Genomic DNA, 19,082 nt, shown 5'->3' on the forward strand with positions numbered 1-19,082 from the left:
GACTAGTTCGTGGGCCAGCGCAGGATGCCGGTCTCGGTGCGGCCGTCGGCGTCGTCGTAGTCCGGGTCGCCGGGGAAGGCGATCCGATGCGGGCCCTCGTTGTCGTAGCGGATCCGCACGTGCTCATCGTCGGCTGGGGTTCCTCGTCCAGCCGCAGCAACTGCTTCATCGATGGTCTCGAACCTTGCGAGCCGGTGCAGCATCCCGATGGTGGGCGTCATCATCACCATGTCGCCGATTTCGTTGCGCCGGATCGCATCGGCGGGGCGCACCCATTGATGCTCGACAGCCTCGTCGTGGTCGGGCAACGGCACCTGGCCGTCTGGCATTGCTGTCAAGAAGAAGCGTGTGTCGTAGCGACGGGGTGATCCCATGGGTGTCACCCAGCGGCCGATGAAGTAGACGTTGTTGCCGTCGAGCAACAGGTCTTCGCTGCGCACCGTCTCGATGAAGTCGCGCTCACCAGCATTGACCTCGTCGCGGTACTGCGAGAACCGTTCGGCCACATCGGGCGGCGAGAGGTCGATGATGCCCGACGGCAGGTCCCTGGGGTCGTCCACGCCGACCGGATGGTCGTGATGAGCGAGCAGGATGCCAGCCTCCTCGAACGTCTCCCGCAGCGCCGCCACCCAAAAGGCGATACCGCCGCGCTCGATGCCGATGCTGAACGAGGCCTCGTCGTCGGTCAGACCCGACACGGTCTCGTCGGCCACCTCGGTGGCGTCTTCGGGATCCACTGCGCCGCCGGGATACACCCACATGTCGCCCACGAAGATCGACCGTGCGTTGCGCTTCAGCATGAGCACGTGGGGATCGTCGTCGCCCGACAGGATCATGACGGTGGCCGCGTCGCGAACCGGCACAGCCTCGGGGTCGTAGTCGCCCCCAGACCCGGGCGACTTGGCGCCGACCGAGGCGCGACGCTCAGGCTGTTCGTTCACTTGCAGATCAGTAGTCGATGCCGGCGCAAACGAGGCACTCTTCGCCGTCGTGGCTCGCCCGGGCGGCTGCTGCGTCCTCTTCGGTCTGGTATTGCGGCGTCGGGTGACGCGCAACCCGGTCGTCCTCGTAGGTGTCCTTCCCGGCTGCCTTGCCGGTCGGGACAGCGCTCTGCGGCAGGTCTGCTGCTTTGGTGGCGGGCGCGAACACCCCGTCCTTCCAACGGTCGGAGTCCGACCAGCGGTAGGGCAGGTGCGCCATCGAGCCGGGCACGCCGAGGCTCTCGAAGGCTGCGAACGTGTCTCGCAGAATCTGCAGGTTGAGCTCTGGCTCGTGCGGCTTGCCTGCGGTGCGCCCGAGCGGATAGTCCAGGTACGCCGAGCGGGGCGGCCAGGCCGCCCGGGTGATGTCGCGTGCGCTCGACATCGTCAGTGTCGGGATTCCTTCGGCCTCGATGGCCCTCGCAATCAGACCCCCGGTCTGATGGCAGACAGGTCAAACCGGCACGAGCAGCACTACGTCGAGCTCGTCTGTCACGCAGCGCTTCGCCAATTCCGGGATCAGCTCCTCATGCACCCGGCGGGTGCTGTAGATGCCGCCCATGAGCGTGTACGCATTCGGGCCCAGCTCGCCGATCTCGCCGCTGTCGCGCATTGTGCGCAAGGCCTCGATCGGGAACACGCAATTGATGTCCGAGCGGGCATCGGTCAGGTCGTAGGCGAAGTGCGTGGCCCGCAGCTGTGACGTGTCGACATCGGTAGGGATCGCCCGATAGGTCGTGTCGTCGCGGTAGTGGAAGGCCGTCTGACCGGCGACATAGACGCCGCCGGTGGCGATGAGGCCGACTCGGCACTCAGAGAGCGGCTTGGTCAGCGGCGTCCACGGCGGCGGCGTCTCGCTGTGCACCCAGCGGTACTCGCCGTAGCCCAGTCCGATGTACTGGGCGGTGATGCGGGGGATGTACTCCACGGGCGGCTTGCGGGCGGCTGCGGCGTGCGATGTCTGCGTGCTCACGCTCCCACGGTACGCCGTCGCGCCCGTACCTGTCAGAGGTCGCCGCCTTGTGTCCGATCACGCCGCCGCGAAATCCGGTAGCGAGGCGGTGCGACCCGTGGCATCCTTGACCACCCCGTGCGGGTCGTAGCTCAGTCGGTTAGAGCGCCAGTTTGTGGCACTGGAGGCCGGGGGTTCGATTCCCCTCGATCCGCCGCACCCCTGCCCACCACAAGTGTCGCGGGGCTGTCGTTAGCCTTGCGGGGCACCACGCGCCTCTAGCTCAATTTGGCAGAGCAACGGACTCTTAATCCGCAGGTTCTGGGTTCAAGTCCCAGGGGGCGTACAACTGGACTGCCGAAGAACACCGGCTGGTGCACAGGCGAGGTTTGCCCGATGGGCCAACGAGACGCACACGCAGAGCTGAACCCGTCGGAGTACCGCACATCGGCCGATGAGCTGGTCGAGCGCAATCGGCGGGTGGCCGACGCCGTCAAGACCCCGGGCATGGCGGCTGCGCCCAGCCGTCACGTCGCAATCGTGACCTGCATGGATGCCCGCATCGACCCGCTGGCCGAGCTGGGGCTCGGCGTCGGCGAAGCGCATGTCATGCGCAACGCAGGCGGAGTCATCACCGACGACGTGATCCGCTCGCTGTGCATCTCCCAGCAACTGCTCGGCACCCGGGAAGTCTTGGTGGTGCATCACACCGGCTGTGGCATGTGCGGTCTCGACGCCGCCGCGTTCGCCAAGGAGATGGAAGACCGTTTCGGCGAGCGGCCCCGCTGGCCGATCGGTTCCTTCGCCGACCCCGCCGAGGACGTGCAGGCCGCCATCGCAACATTGCGAGCCTCGCCGTTTATCGAGCACGACACGGCTGTGCGCGGCTTCATCTACGACGTCGACACCGGCCTGCTCAACGAAGTGCCGTCGGCCAGCTAGGAACGCCTTCGTCGCGTTCCACGCCGGTGCTGTTGAGCAGCCCGCTCACCATCCGGTAGCAGCCCGAAGCGGCGATGAGGTGCACCATCTCGGCATTGCTGAAGTGCGATGTGGCCTCGGCCCACGTGGCATCGGAGACGCAGTCGTCGGAGTACAGGTCATCCACCACCTGCAGAAGGGCCGCCTCAGCCGGTGTCCAGTTCCCCTCGGAGATTGGCCGGGTCACGAGGTAGATCTCCTCTTCGGTCATGACCTCGGCCAGGGCCATCAGCGTGTGCTGGCCGAACTCGTACACGGACTGGCAGTTCCAGCCCATGCGAAGCACCGCGATCTCAACGTCACGCCGGGACAGGTCGCCCTTGTACAGGATCGCTTGGGCGAACTCTCCGAACGCCTTCGAGATCGACCGGCTGTGCGCAAGGGTCGCAATGACGTTGACGGCATTGGCAAACGAGTTCTCCATCGCCTCGCGGGCCCGCTCGGCCACCTTGGGGATCGGCTTGAGGCGAGGTGAGGTCGGTCGTGTCAGGTGCATCGTCAGCACATCCCTTCGTCAGCACCGCAAATGTAGGAGGGCAGCCCGCCCGTTGCGCCTCCTTAGGCTGCGGGCATGACCGAGCCAGCCATCTCGACCTTTCCCGTGCCCGAAATTGCGGACATGCCCGACGACTTGCGACAACGCATCGAACTCATCCAGTCCAAGACCGGATTCGTGCCCAACGTGTTCCTCGCGCTGGCGCACCGGCCCGACGAGATGCGGGCGTTCATGGCGTACCACGACGCACTCATGGAGGGTCCGAGCGGGCTCTCCAAAGCGGAGCGAGAGATGATCGTGGTGGCCACCAGCGGCGCCAACAACTGCCTCTACTGCGTCGTGGCACACGGTGCGATCCTGCGCATCCGCGCCAAGGACCCACTGCTGGCCGATCAGCTCGCGGTCGACCCGTCCAAGGCCGATCTCACGGACCGGCAACGGGCGATGATCGATTTCGCCCTGAAAATGTGCAGGGAGCCGTGGTCGGCATCATCCAGCGACCACGACGAGCTTCGGGCCCACGGCTTCAGCGACGACGACATCTGGGACATCGGAGCCATCACGGGGCTATTCGCCCTGTCGAACCGGATGGCCCACCTGACGTCGATGCGCCCCAACAACGAGTTCTTCACCATGGGCCGTTAGCGGGCCGGGTAAATGAGTGCGCCCTCAGCCGCTGCGACGGGCGCAACGACAACAATCTGGCCTTCCTGCACCTGAACGGTCCCCATCGGCTTGGCAACGTTGACGCCGCGCTCGTCGAAGTGGATCGGGCCGTAGAAAGTCTCGATATCGAGATCTCGCAGCGCAGTTCGCACAGCATCGGTATCAAGGCTGCCGGCAGCTTCGATGGCGAACTGCAGTGCGAGGGCGGCAGCCGTTGACCCCGCCGCCTGGTAGGTCGGCGGTTCATCCCACAGGCCCTCGTAACGGTCGGCGTAGGCAGACGCCGAGCCGAAACTTGGCCCCTCGTAGGTCATCACGCGCTCCCACGTGGTGGGTCCGAGCACCCCATCGGCGCCGCTGCCGATATCGGAGATCAGTTGCGGGTTGGCGGGACCAACGGTGATGAGCATGGCCTCGGGCTGGAAGCCGAGCTCTTGAGCTGAGCGCAGGAACAACACGGCGTCGTCGTAGTGGCCCCCGCCCACGAAGATGTCCGGTCCGAGCGCTGCAAGCTCGGTCATCAAGTCGTCGACATTGTCGACGCCGACGGGATAGCGCTTCACCGCCATCACCTCGATGCCGTTGGCCTCAAGGTGACGCTGCGCGCCCTGCGCGACCGAGGTGGCAAACGGGGTGTCTTCATGCGCCACCACCGCGGTGCGCGCACCGCGTGCTGCGAGCAGTTCGATGCTCGACCGTGTGTAGTCCGATGCGACGACACCGACGTAGAACAGGTTGCGGAAGCCTCGTTCGAACAGACCGTCGGACGCGCCGTTGCCTTCCACCATGATTACGTCACGGTCCTCAGCCACAGCGCTGGCCGGTTCGGTCAGCGTGCTCGAATATGGACCGAGCAGGAAGTCCACTTCTTCGGAGTCGATGAGCTGCTCGATCAGTGCGGCCACCCGGTCGGGGTCGGACTCATCGTCGCGATAGACGATCTCGGCCCGGTAGCGGTCGTCGCCGACGCGGATCCCTGCCTGCTCGACGTTCACCAAGCGCAGCCAGGTCTCGTAGCCCTGACGTACGGCCTTGCCCTCCGCGGCGAACCGGCCTGTTTCGCTCAGCGCCACTCCGATACGGACGGTGCCGGCGAAGTCGTCATCTGCGGTGCCGCTATCGGCATCGCCTCCGGTGCATGCCGCCGCCAGCAGCACAGCCGCCGCCAGTGCTGCTGCTGATTGCGCCCGGCGCCGCCACGACGTGCGGAAGGGAGATCGAGTCATGTCGGGGCCTCCGATCTGCGGCAAGGCTGCCGCCCAAGAGCCGGTCGGCAGCGTATGAGCACAACTGCGGCACGGCACGCTCGGTCCGTCCTGCCGGTCGGGCTGCACTGGCGCGCACTTCCTGCTCTCGCATCAGACTGGTAGAACCGGCCGGGTGGAGCCGAAAGCGCTGCCGGGTCCCGCCTCGGAGCGCATGTCGAAGCAACGGTCCCGCGATACGGGGCCCGAACGGCTGATCCGCTCAGCGCTGCACCGACGTGGCCTGCGCTACTTCGTGCACCGTCGGCCGTTGCCGGAGATGCGCCGGGAGGCCGATGTCGTGTTCCCCCGCCTGCGGGTGGCGATCTTCGTGGACGGCTGCTTCTGGCATGGCTGTCCCGACCACGGCACCAAACCCCGCCGCAACGCCGAGTACTGGGAGACCAAGATCGCCCGCAACAGAGCCCGCGACGCCGACACCGCCGCCCGCCTCGAGGCCGCTGGCTGGACCCCAGTGCGCATCTGGGAACACGAACCGCCCGACGAGGCCGCCGACCAGATCGAACAGCTCATCCGCCAGCGCGCCCGCGACCTTGCGAAGCTCTCGCGCCCCGAGTGCTGAGGTAGCGGCTTCTCGTCGTTCAGCGCCAAACGTGTCAGGACTTGGGTGCAAGAGCGGCACCGATGACTGTGCAGAATTGGTAGCCGACAACGTGTGAAACTTGTATTGGCAACTGTGCAGAATTGGTAGCCGACGATGCGTGAAACTTGCACAGAAGAGTGAGTCGCCTCGCTGGTTCCGGTTGCGACTGATCCGATGCGATACGCAGGGACGCCTACAATCGCTGTTTGAGAGCGAGGTCGAGGTCGTGCCGATGCGGAACTTCACTGCCGTAGTCGAGCGTTGCCCCGACACTGGGTTCTTTGTCGGTTACGTCCCGGGATTCGCGGGTGCACACTCTCAAGGCGAAACTCTTGAAGAGCTCAACGACAACCTCAAGGAAGTCATCGCGATGATCCTCGAGGACGGCACCCCGGCAATGGCGGGCGAGTTCGTCGGCACGCAGGTCGTCCAAGTGGCCTGAAGCCTTGTGCCATCGGTGCCGATCCTCAAGTCACGAGGGGTCGCCGCGGTGCTGACATCACTCGGATTCGAAGTGATCCGCCAGCGGGGCTCGCACAAGCGATTCCGCCATTCGGACGGGCGGTCGACGACCAATCGTTCCGCTGAGAGCTAACGCTTCGGCAGCATCGGAGCTGGCACCACGGAATCATCGTCTGCGGCGACCCGCCACAGCGAACCGTCAATTTCCGCTACGTGCGCATCACCTGGCTGCGCCGGGCAAACGCGGACGCTGACGAATTCGCCCTTGCCCGGCACGGGCACATTCAATGCCGCAGCAATGGCCTGATGCGTGCTGTAGTGCCCCGGGATGATGATGCCTTCCGGCTTGAGCGTTCCCCGGGCGCCACCATTGTCCCGAACGCGCTTCATGTAGTCGACCTGCTGCGCCACGGTGGCAACGATCTCCCGGCGGATCGGCCGCTGTTGGACCAAGAGAAACAGCCGCCGTACTCGCTCAGCACCGGAGTTGCTGCCCATGATCTGATCCACGGTGTCCTCTGGAAGGTGGAGCAGCGTGTTCTCAGCCAGTCTTCCGTGGCGGAAGATCCAACAAACCGCTTCACGCCCCGCGGCGTTCAGAGTCGTCTTGGAGTCTCGATTCATGCCACCGCTGAGCAGCTGCGGGAGTGCCCGGACGACCCCCATCTTCCAAGCCGACTCATTGTCGTTGGCCCAAAGCACCATGCAGATTTCGCCGTGCGCCTCCGGCGGGATCATCCACCGGCCGTCATCTTGGGAGTACTTGCAGTCGACTTCGAATCCAGCGATGTTGAAGTCCAGCTTCTTGCCGTCCTTGAATCCAAATTCGCGTTGCATGTTGATCTCTACCAAGGTCCCGCAGTGGGTCTTCTCGGTCTTTTGCAACTGATCCCAGCGGTACCGGCCCGTGCGCACACCGTCGTAGAGTTGGTCGAGCGTCTGTCGGAGCACGCTCGCCGTGCGACTTCCGCCGGGGTCAACGCCACGTAGCGAAACAGCTACCGCAGTCAACTCTTCGTCCGGGTCGTTCTCGCCATCCGCGCCTCGCTCCACACCGCGGGTCTAGCGACAGCTACCGGACGACGTCAACTCGGTTGGAGGGCCTTAAGGACGTGCAAGGCGATTGCGCGTGCCATCAGTGGCGGGACTGCGTTCCCGATCTGACGCGCGATCTCAATCTTGGTGCCTTCGAAGATGAAGGTGTCCGGGAAGCTCTGAAGTCGCGCCGCCTCACGATGTGTGATTGGGCGATCAGCCTTGGGGTGGAGGTATCGGCCCTTCTCGGGCTTGTAGAACTCGGTCCGGATCGTCTGGGCTGGCCGATCCCACCACAAGCGGCCCATGACGTCTGTGGTTCCCGTGGGCTTGTTCGCCCAGCAAGGCGGCGTCAGGTCTGGGCGCTCGCGCTGGAGATCGAACCGGTTGCCACCTTCGGGGATCACTCGGTAGCGCTCAAGGGAGGTCGGGCGTGGGTTGCGCTTGATGTGAAGGTCTTGCAGATCGCCGCGCATCGTCGGCTGGTCCGTCGTGGGGGTTCTGGGCAGATCGCCGATGGCGTCGCGCACGGTCTGGACTGGTGGCTGACCATGAATGACTGCACCGTGGCTAGCCGGTGGGGGCCATTCGACGTTCTGTCCGAGTAGGCCCACGAGGATGCCTCGACGGCGCGTCTGGGGAACTCCATAGTCAGCTGCGTTGAGCACCCCGTACCCGAGTCCGTAGAGCCGCAGGAAGGAGTTCGACTCCAGGCGGCGAAGCAACTCCTCGAACTCCGCTGATTTCTGGAACTGGGGCACGTTCTCGATCACGAACGCCAAGGGCCGCACAACCGCGATCGCCTCCAGGCAGTGCTCCCAGAGCCCATTCAGCTCAGCCCGAGACGCATCGTCGCGATCACGACCAAGTGGTGAAAACCCTTGACAAGGCGGGCCAGCCAGAATGACATCGGCCCTCGGGTAGGCGGCCAGATCGAATGCCTCGATGTCGCCGTCGAAGACCGTTACGCCGAAATTGGTTTTGTAGGTGCGCGCCGCCGCCGCGTCGTGTTCGACAGCGAGCACGGTCTCATACCTCGCCGGGCCATCTTCCCGCCCGGACATCTCAAACCCGAGCGTGAGCCCACCAGCTCCAGCAAACAAGTCAATCGTTCGTAGCACGCGTCGTTGCGTTCCGGACACCAGCCCTCCTCATCACCGACGCTACAAAGCGCCAATTCTTGATTCGGGGATAGTGGGACACGGGTGTGACACGCTGAGACCTCCCACAGAGATGCCGTCAGTCTTTCAGCTCCTTCGCCAGTCGGTCGTAAGCCAGCAACACGCTGATCACGGCCCGAGCGGCTGCCCTTCGGCCCACGCGCAGCGCCTCCTCGTCGTACGGCTGGCCGCTTCCGACCCAGCGAATCAGAGGCCGAGGGCGGTGAGGGGGTCGGTGTAGGGGAGGTCGAGGGCGGCAGCTACGTGGGGCTCGGTGACGTGGCCCTTGTAGACGTTGAGGCCTGCTCGCAGGTGGGGGTCGGTGCGCAGGGCGTCGAGGCCGTTCTCGGCGATGGCCAGCACCCTGGGCAGGGTGGCATCGCTGAGCGCCCGGGTTGAGGTGACCGGCACGGCACCGGGCATGTTCGCTACGCAGTAGTGCACGACGCCGTCCACCACGAAGGTCGGCTCGGCATGGGTGGTCGGCTTCGACGTCTCGAAACAACCGCCTTGATCGATGGCCACGTCCACCACCACCGACCCGGGTCGCATCTGGCAGATCATGTCAGCGGTCACCAGCTTGGGGGCTCGGGCGCCGGTCACGAGCACGGCACCGATCACCAGGTCGGCGTTCAGCACTTCGGTCTCGACCGTCGCCCGGGTGGACGTCACGGTGACAACCGACGCACCGAAGCGCTGCTCGAGATGATCCAGAGCCGCCGGGTCGATGTCGAGCACTCGCACATCGGCGCCCATGCCTATGGCGATCTCGGCCGCGTTCTCGCCGACCACTCCCCCGCCGACGATCACGACACGAGCCGGCGGAACGCCCGGCACGCCGCCGATCAGCAGACCGATGCCGCCATGAGCAGTCTCGAGGGCCCAAGCGCCCGCTTGCACGGCGAGCCGGCCGGCTACCCGGGACATCGGGGCCAGCAGCGGCAAGCCGCCGCGTGAGTCGGTCACCGTCTCATAGGCGACGCAGGCCGCGCCCGAGTCCACCAGTTCGGATGTCTGGTCGGGGTCCGGAGCGAGGTGCAGGTAGGCGAACAGAATCTGGCCCTCGCTGAGCATCTTGCGCTCAGAGGCTTGCGGTTCTTTCACCTTGACAACCAGATCGGCCATCTCCCACACCTCGTCGCAACGGCCGATGAGCGCACCTGCAGCCTCATATTCGGCATCGGGCACACGAATACCCGCACCAGCGCCGGACTCCACCAACACCTGATGGTCGTGCAACACCAGCTCACGCACCGCGTGCGGCGTCAGCCCGACACGCTGCTCACCCGCCTTGAGCTCACTCGGCAATCCGATCAGCACAAGATCATCCTCCCGCCGCGCAGGCCTTTGCCCGAAGCGCCTGGTGCCCGAAGCTTCGCTCACGCGCGTGAGGCTCACGAGGCAATCCGATCAACATCCGGTCACCTCCATCCCAGGCGCCCAATTCCCCATGCGCCCGTTGAACCGGCGCACCCCATTCGGGCCACGAAGCCCGGGCGAAGTCTACGATTCTGCCGATGGGCGCCGGTGACCACGGGACCAACACCGAAATCCCCGACGCTGACAGCGCCAGCACCCACGGCTGGACCTTGCCGGCGCTCGTTCGGCACGCAGCAGACACCCATGGCAACCGAGAGTTTCTCGCATTCGAAGACGGCCGAACAGTCACGTTCGCCGAGTTCGACGAGCTGACCGATCGGCTCGCCGCTGCCCTGGCTGACATCGGCCTGCAGCCAGGAGATCGCCTGTTGGGCCTGCTCACCAACAGCGCCGAGTTCATGCTGCTGATGATCGCCACCCACAAGCGGCGAGCCATCTTCGTGCCCGTCAACACCGACCTGCGCGGTGCCTTCCTGGAACACCAAGTACGCAACTCTGAGCCTCGGATCGTGGCCGTGGACCGGGGATTGCTCAGCCGATTCGACGATGTAGCTGCTCCGACTAGCACCACCGATGAGGCAGCGGCAGGTATGGCGGCACGAGCGGCGCCCGAACCGGACTGGCGCATTGAGACCACGCTGCTAGTGAACGACGAGGACGCTCACCCCTCCGGTGGAGTCACCGGTGGCGTCTCGACAGACAGCGCACTTGCGGGCACCACCGTGCTACCGCTCGAGCAACTCTTGGGCACTGAGCCGAGAGACGACGCCGTGCTCGAGGCCGAGCCCAGTGATGTCTGCACGATCATGTACACCTCGGGCACCACCGGCCCCGCCAAGGGCGTGCTGATGCCACAGGCGCATTGCTACCTGTTCGGCCTCACCGCAGCGCAACGCCTGGAGATCACACCCGACGACCGCTTCTTCTGCTGCATGCCGCTGTTCCACGCGAACGGCCTGTTCATGCAGATCTATGCAGCGCTGCACGGCGGCGCGTCGGCATATGTCACCAAGCGGTTCGGCGTGGGACAGTGGCTCGACACCGTCATCGATCAGGGCATCACGCTGACGAACGCGCTGGGGGTCATGCCCGAGTTCATCTGGCGCAGTCCCCCCACCGACCGGGACCGGGCACATCGCTTGCGGGCTGTCATCGCACTCCCCGTCGCCGCCGAGTGGGCGGCGGCCTTCGAGCAGCGATTTGGTGTGCGCATCGTGCAGGGGTACGGGATGACCGAGGTCAACATGGTCGCCTACACCGATCCGGCGGATGCCGTCATGTCTGGCTGCGCCGGCCCGCCGCTGGATGAGTACTTCGAGGTGATCGTGGCCGACCCGGCGACCGATCTGCCGCTCTCACCAGACGAGATCGGCGAGATCCTGGTTCGGCCCAAGGTGCCATTCTGCTTCAACGTCGGCTACCACCAGATGACCGCCAAGACCGTGGAAGCGTGGCGCAACCTCTGGTTCCACACCGGCGATGCGGGCCGGATCGACCCTGCCGGCCGGTTGCATTTCGTGGACCGGCTGAACGACCGCATCCGCCGCCGCGGCGAGAACATCTCCAGCTATGAGGTCGAGACCGTCATCAACGGCTACGACGGCGTGATCGAGAGCGCAGTCGTGGGTCTACGGGTGGAAGGCGCCGGCGGCGAGGACGAGGTGCTCGCCGTTGTGGCATTGGACGGCTCGCCGCCCGACCCGGTCGAATTTCTGGACTGGTGTGTGCCGCGCATGCCCCGTCACAGCGTGCCGCGCTACCTGCAATTCGTCCCTGAACTCGACAAGACCGCCTCCGGCAAGATCCGCAAGCAGGCCATCCGGGACGCCGGCGTCACCGGGGATCTATGGGACCGGGAGTCGATCGGCTACATCGTGGCCCGGGGTTGACGGGGCCGCCTTCGCAGCCGTCTACAGGTCAGGCCGAAGCAGCACCCGGCCGGTCGTCTTGCGCTGGTGCAGCGCTTGCAGGCCGTCAATCAAACCATCGAGCGGTAGCTCCTGGCTGACGAGCGGGTCGAGCCGGCCGTCAGCAACCTGGGGCCACAGCTCGGCGTAGCACTCCTCGAGCACCTCGTCCATGCGCCCCCGGTAGCCGCCCATGTGCACGCCCACCACGGAGTAGTTCTTCACCAGCAGATGATTCATCGGCGCCTGCGGGATGGTGCCGCTGGCGAAACCCACCACCAGCAGCCGGCCTTCCCACGCCACCAGCCGCCGGGCAACGTCGAAGTACTTGCCCCCAACCGGGTCATAGACGATGTCGCAACCGCGGCCGCCAGTGGCGTCCTGGACGGACTGGTACAGGTCGTCGTTGTCGTAGTCGATGACGACATTGGCGCCCAGCTGGCGGCAGATCTCCACTTTCGCAGGACCGCCCGCCGCAGCGATCACCGTACAGCCCGCCGCCTTGGCCATCTGCACCGCGGCCGAGCCGACGCCGCCGGCGGCCGCCAGAACCAGCACCATCTCGCCTGCCTGCATCTGCCCGCGCCGATACAGCGAGAACCACGCCGTCCCATAGATGACGTTTGCCGCGCACGCCGCCGGAATCGAGACGTCGTCAGGGATGCGCCGGGCGGTCGAGCCCCTGATGAGCGCTTCGCTGGCATACCCGCCCCAGCCCGCGGTGCCCGAGCCGATGACCCGGTCGCCGACGGCAAGATCGCACTCAGGGCCGACCGCTTGCACGGTGCCGCACGCCCCCATGCCGGGCGTGAACGGCGGGTCCCACCGTTCCTGATACGTACCCTGACAGTGGAGGATGTCTGCGAAGTTCAGGTCGGTGGCCTCGACGGTGATCCGTGCTTGACCCCGCCCCGGCTCAGGCGATGGGAATTCGCCCAGCTCCAGCACGTCCCACGGGTAACCCAACTCGTTCAATCGCCACGCTTTCATGAGGCGGAACCGTAGCAACGCACTGTCACGACTCGCTTCGGAGACCTGACGGTCACGCCGCAAGCCACGGCCGTCACCGGCTGAGCCGGCCGTCCAAGCCGTGCCCGATCTCCCTCAAGGTTGCGAACGGCCGCTGCGTAGCTCACCCTCGCGCGACCCAAGTCAGACGCGTACGCTCGGCGCAGCAGTCGACCCCACGAGCGGAGGGGACCAGATGGCGCTCACGACGCAGGACCGCAGTACCGAAGGGCTGTCGCAAGACACGACAGACGTGATCCCCGTCCTGGACCTGTCACCCCTCAACGAGGCAGCTCCCGCTCCGTCGGCCGTCGAAGCGCTCGCCGCCGAACTGCGACGTGCGCTCACCGAGATGGGGTTCTTCTTCGTCGTGAACCACGGCGTGCCGTGGGCGATGGTGGAGGGAATCTTCAACTCCGCCCGCGAGCTGCACGCACTGCCGCAGCCGACGAAGGACTCCATTCCGATGGGCAAGCTCGTCGGCGGCTACCTCGGCATGGGCGGCGGCACGTCGTATGCCTCAGACATCGCAGGAGAGGTCCGCAAGCCCAACCAGAACGAAGCGTTCTTCTGTCACCGGCACGGCTACCACACCGACAACCAGTTCCCGCCCATCGACGGCTTCGCGGCGAGGTGCGAGGCCTACATCGACCAGCTCATCGCCCTCGGCGGCCGGCTGTTGCCGGTGCTGGCGCAGTCGTTGGACTTGCCGCACGACTGGTTCGTGCCCGACTTCGACAAGCCCAGCGTGACACTTCGGTTGTCGCACTACCCACCGATGGACTACGACGACAACGAGTGGGGTCTGGCCCCCCACACCGACAGCTCGGTGTTCACGTTCCTGCCGGCCAACGAGGTGCCGGGGCTGGAGATCCGTCCCGCCGGCCACGACTGGATCACCCCGCCGCAGCTCGCCGAGTCGTACTTGGTCAACAGCGGCGACATGTTGAAGCGCTGGACGAACGGGGTCTATCTGTCGACCGCGCATCGAGCTCGCAACCCCACAGACGGCGAGCGGTATGCGGCACCTTTCTTCTACGGCGCCCGGGATGATGCCGTGGTCGCGCCGGTGCCCACGACGGTCAACGACGAGGCCCCGGCTCGCTGGGCGCCCAGCACCTACGGCGACTACCAGCGCTGGTTCCTGAATCGGAACTACGAGAACGTCACCGGCGAGAAGGTCGGCACGTTCGAGGCCTAGCGGCCGGCGAGAACCGGCGCGCAGCTACTCCAGCACGCCTGCCACGGCCAGCTCGGCAATGCGGTCTTGGTCGTAGCCGAGCAGCTGCTCGAGCACCTCGAAGGTGTGCTCGCCGTAGGTCGGCCCGCCATGGCTGATGCCGTCGGAGCTGCGCGACATCATGAACCGGGTGCCTTCCACCCACATCGTGCCGTTGGTGCCATGGGGCACATTGCGGAAGTGGTTCCGGTGCTCGAGCTGCGGGTCGGTAGCCATGATCGCCGAGTCTGCGATCGCGTGCGCCGCAATGCCAGCCGCTTGCAGCTCGTCGTGTGCCTCGAGCCCGTCACGCACCGAGGTCCACGCCGTGATCAGCTCGGCGATCTCGTCGGCTCGCTCCCGGCGCTCGTCGACGCCGAGTCCAGCGAACCCGTCGGCGCCGATGACCTCGCACAGTGCTCGCCACTGGTCATCGTTGGCACAGGCCACAGCAATCCAGCGATCCTCGCCCGCAGAGGCGAAGACACCGTGCGGGGACATCACCGGATGATCGTTGCCGAGCTTGTCGGGCAGGTGGCCGTTCACCTCATAGTCGAGAACCGCCGGGGCCAGGAACGTCATGGACGCCTCTGCCTGGGACAAGTCGATGTACTGGCCTTCGCCGGTGCGGTCGCGATGATCGAGCGCTGCCAAGAGGGCTGCGCTCAAGAACTTCGGCGACACGTAGTCGGTGTAGGCGCCGAACACGCCCGCCGGGTCGCGGTCGGGCCAGCCGGTCATCTCATAGAAGCCGGACATTGCGGCGCCCATCGTGCCGAAGCCGGCCAGCGACGACAGCGGCCCGCTCTGGCCGAACAGGCAGCTCGACGCCATGATGATGTCTGGCTTGACCGCTCGCAGGTCCTCATATGACAGGCCGATGTCCTGCAGGGCGTGCGGCGAGAACGACTCGCACACCACATCGGCCCAGCGCACGAGGTCCAGGATCAGGTCGCGGCTCTCGGGCTTGGAGATGTCGATCGTGATGCCGAGCTTGCCGGCGTTCATGTTCTGGTAGAGCCCGCCGTTGTCGGCTCCTGCTTCGTCGTTCAAGAAGGGTTGGATGGTCCGGGCCGCTTCGACCTTGTGAGACGACTCGACACGCACCACCGTGGCGCCCCAGTCGGCCAGCACCCGCGTGGATCCCGGTCCGGCCATGACCCACATGAAGTCGAGGATCTTCACGTCCGCAAGCGGAAGGGACGGATCGCGGTGGCTCGAGCCGGCCGCAGCCACCACTGCGTCGGACACCGGCACCGGGGCCGCAGCACCCACCTCAGCGAGCACCTCGCCGGTGTGCTCGCCGATCGAGGGCGGGGGCGTCGAGATGTCTAGCGGGGTTTCGCTGAACTTCGCCAACGGGCCCGGATAGCGCACCGAGTCGAGACCGCCGGTGGGAATGTCCCGCCAGAAGTCCCGCTCGGAGTACTGGGGTGACTCGACCACGTCGGCGACCGTGGCGATCGGCACGATCAGCAGCCGCTTGTCCAGCGCCACCTCCAACAGCTCGGCCTTGGTGCGAGTGGCGGTGAAGTCAGCTGCGACCTGCTGGATGCGCTCGTACTCGGTGAGCGGGATGCGACCGGTGATCACACCCTCCACGAAGTGGATCCAGTCGACCTCCAGATCGCCGTCCGCACAGCCCCCCTCGGAGTGCATCCATTCGAACAGGCGGGCGCCGAAGGGGCCGATGGACTCGCCGAACAGGATCGTCACCGAGACGTAGCCGTCGGCGGCAGGCGAGCGCAGCCGGACCCGGAAGGGGCCAAGCCGTGCACCGCCGCTCATCCGCAGCAGCTCAGGCGAGTTGTACAGGTGGCACAGCGTGGCCGATTGGGTGGCCTGGGTGACGGCCTGCTGCGCGCTGACGTCGATGTGCTGGCCCTGACCAGAGCGCTTGCGCTCGCGGAGCGCGATCAGCGACCCGACCGCAGCTTCAGCCGACGCATGCAAGAAGCACTGGTCGAGCGGGATGCGCAGCGGGGGCCGATCCTCGTCGCCGACCACGTTGGACAGCTGGCCCGCAGCAGAGATGACCGAGTCTGTGGCGGCCCAGTCGGCTTTGGGTCCCGTCTGGCCGAACGCCGAGATGGACGTGTACACGAGACCGGGGTTGACCTCGGCCAGGTCCTCCGCGCCCAGACCTCGGGCAGCCATCGCACCGGGCGCGTCAGACTCGATCAGCACGTCAGCAGTTGCTGCGAGGTCGCGCAGCCTCTGGCGGTCCCTCGCGTCGTCGAGATCCAGCACGACGCTGCGCTTGCCGCGGTTGTACGACCAGAACCACAGCGACGCCTCGGGGTCACCCTCTCGTCCGGCGACAAACGGGGTTACGTCACGCGCAGCAGAACCGCCAGGCGGTTCCACCAGGATGACGTCCGCACCGAGGTCAGCCAGCAGCGCTCCCGCCATCTGGCCCCGATGGTCGGACAGGTCCAGTACTCGACAATTCAACACAGCAAACCTCTTTCCTCGCTTGACATCACCCGCGCACGGCACTCTCGTTGCGCGCCGAAGCTAGTGCGGCCCCAACAGAACGCTGATCGGGGCAGCCAAGCCGCTCGCCGTCGCCGGCCTCAGCGCTCCAGTACCGGTTGAGCCTCCACGACTCGCAATGACACGGGCGTCGGCACCACGACTGGTCCGGCCGTGCCGGCGAGCCCGGTGTTCGAGGTCCATCGCACCATCCACACCGACTGGATCGTGCCGCGGAATCGGCCGGCCGCTCCGACCGTGGATGCTCGCTGGAAGACGTGGCTGCACGGCGAGCGGGTGCCCGGCACGATCCACGGCAGGCCCGGACCAGGACACGACACCGGCGCTGATCCGTCGCCGGGAAGGAATTGCAGGGTGATTGGGGTTGCCACCAGCGTGACCACCACGCTGCCTGCCGCAACGATGCGCACGATGGGACGCCAGCTGGCCGTCGACACCCAGAACCACGTATCGACGCCGACCAGGGTGCGCACTCGCTGCGCCGGCGGCGCGAAGAAGGGCACCGGACGCGGGAACGTGACCGATGACAAGCCTCGATTGGCCGCCACGCCCACCTTGTCGGCACGGTGAGCCGGGTCCCGACTCGACACTTCGATATGAAGGTCACCCAACGCCGGGTCTCGCGGGGGCAGCTTCTGCGACGCATACAGCGCCGGGCTGCCTGGAGTTGCGCGGTACACCAACGACGGCACCGCCTCAGCCGAAGACGGCAATGCGAGTGCACCGAGAGCGACACTGAAGAGCACGACAAAGCGTTTGAGGAATTTCATGTTCTTTCGCACAGAGACACCGTGGTGCCCGCGCGTCGACGCTCCAACTGGTTTTCTGGCTTCGCGATCGTCACTCCACCGCCACAGCCGGCCCATCGCGGGGCTACAGACGCCATGTCGCAGCCCGCAGAGCGCAATCTGCACGACGTGGCAGGTCGGGATGGGTCACTGCTGAGGCGGGCACCAGCACACGGCGGCGAAGTAGCTTGCCGACACCATTCAGCGCGATTTCGCACGTATCGGGAGGACCAGCTCATGGCCGCAGACGATTTCGCCTACGCCACGACCAAAGAGACCGCGGCTGCCATCGCAGCCCGGGACGTCTCTTCGCGAGAGCTGCTCGAAGCGGCGCTCGGGAGGGTGGACCGCCTCGACGGTCCGATAAACGCCGTCGTCGCTCTCGATGCCGAGCGCGCACGGGCCGCTGCCGACGCAGCCGACGCTGCTGTGGCGCGCGGCGACGAACTCGGACCGCTGCACGGCGTGCCGATCACCATCAAGGACTCCTTCCAGACCGAGGGACTCGTCACGACGTCAGGCGCACCGGCGCTGGCCGACTTCGTGCCCGAGAGCGACGCCGACCCGGTCGCCCGCTACAAGGCGGCAGGGGCGGTCGTGTTCGCCAAGACCAACCTGCCGCTGTTCGCGGGTGACGCGCAGTCCTACAACGAGGTCTATGGCACCACCGCCAACCCCTACAACATCGAGCACACCCCTGGCGGGTCCTCCGGCGGTTCGGGCGCGGCGCTGGCCGCCGGCTACACCCCGCTCGAGCTCGGCTCGGACATCGGCGGCTCCATTCGGATCCCGTCGCATTGGTCAGGCGTCACCGGACACAAGCCGAGCTACGGCGTCGTGTCCGCACTCGGCCAGATCCCCGGCATGCCCGGCACGCTCAGCCAGGCAGACATCGCCGTTGCGGGCCCGATGGCACGTGATGTCGACGATCTCGAGATGGCGCTCGACATTCTCGCCGGGCCCGACACCTGGAATTCCAAGGCTTACTCGCTCGACCTTCCACCGGCTCGACACAGCGACATCTCCGATTTCCGTGTCGCGGTGTGGCTCGACGAAGATCTGTGCCCGATCGACACCCAGTATCGAGAGCTGCTGCTGGGGGCAGCGAGCGCCCTGGAGCGCGCCGGTGCGCGTGTCGACACCAACGCCCGTCCGACATTCACCTTCGAGAAGGCCGTCGACACCTTCTTGCACCTGCTCTCTGCCGCCGAAGCCGGGACTTGGACGCTCGCGCAACTCGATGAGATCGCCGCGTCCAACGACGAGCCCCAGGGCGACTTGGGCATCTGGTACGCCGCGATGCGTCACCGGGAGTGGCTGAGCTGGCACGAGCGTCGGCTGCAGCAGCGCAGGCGCTGGGAGGAGTTCTTCACCGATTGGGACGTCGTGCTGCTGCCGGTGACGCCGACGGCCGCCGTGCGTCACGACCACAGCCGGCCCGCCACCAGCCGCCGAATCACGGTGAACGGCGAGACCCGGCCGTACTTCGACATCATCAAGTGGATGGGCCTCACCGGCGTGGCGTGGCTGCCCGCGACGGTGGTGCCCGTGGGCACGGTGCCGACAGCCGGGGGCGATCTGCCGGTTGGGGTGCAGATCGCCGGGCCCTTCCTGGAAGACCGCACAACCCTGGCCGTGGGCCGCTTCCTGCAAGAGGCACTCGGCGGGTTCCAGCGACCGGACGGCTTCTGAGCCGCGTCGCAC

19 protein-coding genes and 2 tRNA genes are annotated in these 19,082 nt (G+C 66.3%); 10 read left to right on the plus strand and 11 right to left on the minus strand.

The features are described 5' to 3' along the window. Positions 1-2: 2 nt before the first annotated feature. From ACOOF5_RS01055 to ACOOF5_RS01065, 3 genes are all read right to left on the minus strand, one after another. Positions 3-941, minus strand: coding sequence for an NUDIX hydrolase (locus ACOOF5_RS01055; RefSeq protein WP_420435731.1), 939 nt, complete (start codon positions 939-941; stop codon positions 3-5). 7 nt (positions 942-948) lie between these two features. Continuing rightward, the gene (locus ACOOF5_RS01060; RefSeq protein WP_420435733.1) at positions 949-1,365 is read right to left on the minus strand and encodes a hypothetical protein; all 417 of its coding nucleotides are present in this window, start codon (positions 1,363-1,365) and stop codon (positions 949-951) included. A 69-nt stretch (positions 1,366-1,434) separates the two neighbouring features. Further along, positions 1,435-1,953 carry a glycine/sarcosine/betaine reductase selenoprotein B family protein gene (locus ACOOF5_RS01065; protein ID WP_420435735.1) on the minus strand — a complete coding sequence of 173 codons (519 nt, stop codon included), beginning with the start codon at positions 1,951-1,953 and terminating at the stop codon, positions 1,435-1,437. Between the two features lie 119 nt (positions 1,954-2,072). On the opposite strand from ACOOF5_RS01065, the gene ACOOF5_RS01070 reads away from it, so the two are divergent. The 3 genes from ACOOF5_RS01070 (at position 2,073) to ACOOF5_RS01080 (ending at position 2,874) form a co-directional block, all read left to right on the plus strand. Continuing rightward, a tRNA-His gene (locus tag ACOOF5_RS01070) sits at positions 2,073-2,148 on the plus strand. Positions 2,149-2,204: 56 nt separating this feature from the next. Beyond that, positions 2,205-2,278 (plus strand) — tRNA-Lys (locus ACOOF5_RS01075). Positions 2,279-2,328: 50 nt separating this feature from the next. Further along, positions 2,329-2,874, plus strand: a complete 546-nt coding sequence (locus ACOOF5_RS01080; protein ID WP_420435737.1) for a beta-class carbonic anhydrase — start codon at positions 2,329-2,331, stop codon at positions 2,872-2,874. Here the strand turns inward: ACOOF5_RS01080 and ACOOF5_RS01085 are convergent. Beyond that, positions 2,849-3,409, minus strand: a complete 561-nt coding sequence (locus tag ACOOF5_RS01085) for a carboxymuconolactone decarboxylase family protein (protein ID WP_420435739.1) — start codon at positions 3,407-3,409, stop codon at positions 2,849-2,851. The genes ACOOF5_RS01080 and ACOOF5_RS01085 overlap by 26 nt on opposite strands. 75 nt (positions 3,410-3,484) lie before the next feature. Here ACOOF5_RS01085 and ACOOF5_RS01090 point away from each other — a divergent pair, with 75 nt between their 5' ends. After that, the gene (locus ACOOF5_RS01090; RefSeq protein ID WP_420435741.1) at positions 3,485-4,054 is read left to right on the plus strand and encodes a peroxidase-related enzyme; all 570 of its coding nucleotides are present in this window, start codon (positions 3,485-3,487) and stop codon (positions 4,052-4,054) included. On the opposite strand, the gene ACOOF5_RS01095 is transcribed toward ACOOF5_RS01090, so the two are convergent. After that, positions 4,051-5,301 carry an amino acid ABC transporter substrate-binding protein gene (locus ACOOF5_RS01095; protein WP_420435743.1) on the minus strand — a complete coding sequence of 417 codons (1,251 nt, stop codon included), beginning with the start codon at positions 5,299-5,301 and terminating at the stop codon, positions 4,051-4,053. The genes ACOOF5_RS01090 and ACOOF5_RS01095 overlap by 4 nt on opposite strands. Positions 5,302-5,494: 193 nt before the next feature. On the opposite strand from ACOOF5_RS01095, the gene ACOOF5_RS01100 reads away from it, so the two are divergent. The 3 genes from ACOOF5_RS01100 (at position 5,495) to ACOOF5_RS01110 (ending at position 6,518) form a co-directional block, all read left to right on the plus strand. Beyond that, on the plus strand, positions 5,495-5,902 hold the full coding sequence (locus tag ACOOF5_RS01100) for a very short patch repair endonuclease (protein WP_420435745.1): 408 nt from the start codon (positions 5,495-5,497) through the stop codon (positions 5,900-5,902). A gap of 253 nt (positions 5,903-6,155) precedes the next feature. Continuing rightward, the gene (locus ACOOF5_RS01105) at positions 6,156-6,365 is read left to right on the plus strand and encodes a type II toxin-antitoxin system HicB family antitoxin (protein WP_420436299.1); all 210 of its coding nucleotides are present in this window, start codon (positions 6,156-6,158) and stop codon (positions 6,363-6,365) included. Between the two features lie 48 nt (positions 6,366-6,413). Further along, on the plus strand, positions 6,414-6,518 hold the full coding sequence (locus ACOOF5_RS01110; RefSeq protein WP_420436301.1) for a type II toxin-antitoxin system HicA family toxin: 105 nt from the start codon (positions 6,414-6,416) through the stop codon (positions 6,516-6,518). Here ACOOF5_RS01110 and ACOOF5_RS01115 read toward each other — a convergent pair. From ACOOF5_RS01115 to ald, 3 genes are all read right to left on the minus strand, one after another. Next, positions 6,515-7,438 carry a NaeI family type II restriction endonuclease gene (locus tag ACOOF5_RS01115; protein WP_420435747.1) on the minus strand — a complete coding sequence of 308 codons (924 nt, stop codon included), beginning with the start codon at positions 7,436-7,438 and terminating at the stop codon, positions 6,515-6,517. The two genes, ACOOF5_RS01110 and ACOOF5_RS01115, sit on opposite strands and share 4 nt — an antisense overlap. A 32-nt stretch (positions 7,439-7,470) precedes the next feature. Next, entirely contained in the window at positions 7,471-8,562 is a 1,092-nt protein-coding gene (locus ACOOF5_RS01120; protein WP_420435749.1) for a DNA cytosine methyltransferase, read from the minus strand. A gap of 225 nt (positions 8,563-8,787) precedes the next feature. After that, positions 8,788-9,900 (minus strand): alanine dehydrogenase, encoded by a 1,113-nt coding sequence (gene ald / locus ACOOF5_RS01125; protein WP_420435751.1) that lies wholly within the window; start codon positions 9,898-9,900, stop codon positions 8,788-8,790. 197 nt (positions 9,901-10,097) lie between these two features. Between ald and ACOOF5_RS01130 the strand changes: the two genes are divergently transcribed. Then, complete coding sequence (locus tag ACOOF5_RS01130; protein WP_420435753.1) at positions 10,098-11,849, plus strand: AMP-binding protein; 1,752 nt, start codon at positions 10,098-10,100, stop codon at positions 11,847-11,849. Positions 11,850-11,870: 21 nt separating this feature from the next. Here ACOOF5_RS01130 and ACOOF5_RS01135 read toward each other — a convergent pair whose 3' ends face one another. Next, complete coding sequence (locus ACOOF5_RS01135; protein ID WP_420435755.1) at positions 11,871-12,857, minus strand: NADPH:quinone oxidoreductase family protein; 987 nt, start codon at positions 12,855-12,857, stop codon at positions 11,871-11,873. Between the two features lie 214 nt (positions 12,858-13,071). Between ACOOF5_RS01135 and ACOOF5_RS01140 the strand changes: the two genes are divergently transcribed. Further along, complete coding sequence (locus ACOOF5_RS01140; protein WP_420435757.1) at positions 13,072-14,076, plus strand: isopenicillin N synthase family dioxygenase; 1,005 nt, start codon at positions 13,072-13,074, stop codon at positions 14,074-14,076. 24 nt (positions 14,077-14,100) lie between these two features. Here ACOOF5_RS01140 and ACOOF5_RS01145 read toward each other — a convergent pair whose 3' ends face one another. Then, positions 14,101-16,551, minus strand: coding sequence for a CaiB/BaiF CoA transferase family protein (locus ACOOF5_RS01145; protein ID WP_420435759.1), 2,451 nt, complete (start codon positions 16,549-16,551; stop codon positions 14,101-14,103). A 119-nt stretch (positions 16,552-16,670) separates the two neighbouring features. Then, a complete protein-coding gene (locus ACOOF5_RS01150; RefSeq protein WP_420435761.1) occupies positions 16,671-17,360 on the minus strand; it encodes a hypothetical protein in 690 nt (229 codons plus the stop codon). Positions 17,361-17,615: 255 nt separating this feature from the next. Between ACOOF5_RS01150 and ACOOF5_RS01155 the strand changes: the two genes are divergently transcribed. Beyond that, complete coding sequence (locus tag ACOOF5_RS01155; protein ID WP_420435763.1) at positions 17,616-19,070, plus strand: amidase; 1,455 nt, start codon at positions 17,616-17,618, stop codon at positions 19,068-19,070. The last annotated feature ends 12 nt before the right edge of the window (positions 19,071-19,082 follow it).

The organism is Candidatus Poriferisodalis sp. (assembly GCF_965214215.1).
Classification (GTDB): domain Bacteria; phylum Actinomycetota; class Acidimicrobiia; order Acidimicrobiales; family Poriferisodalaceae; genus Poriferisodalis.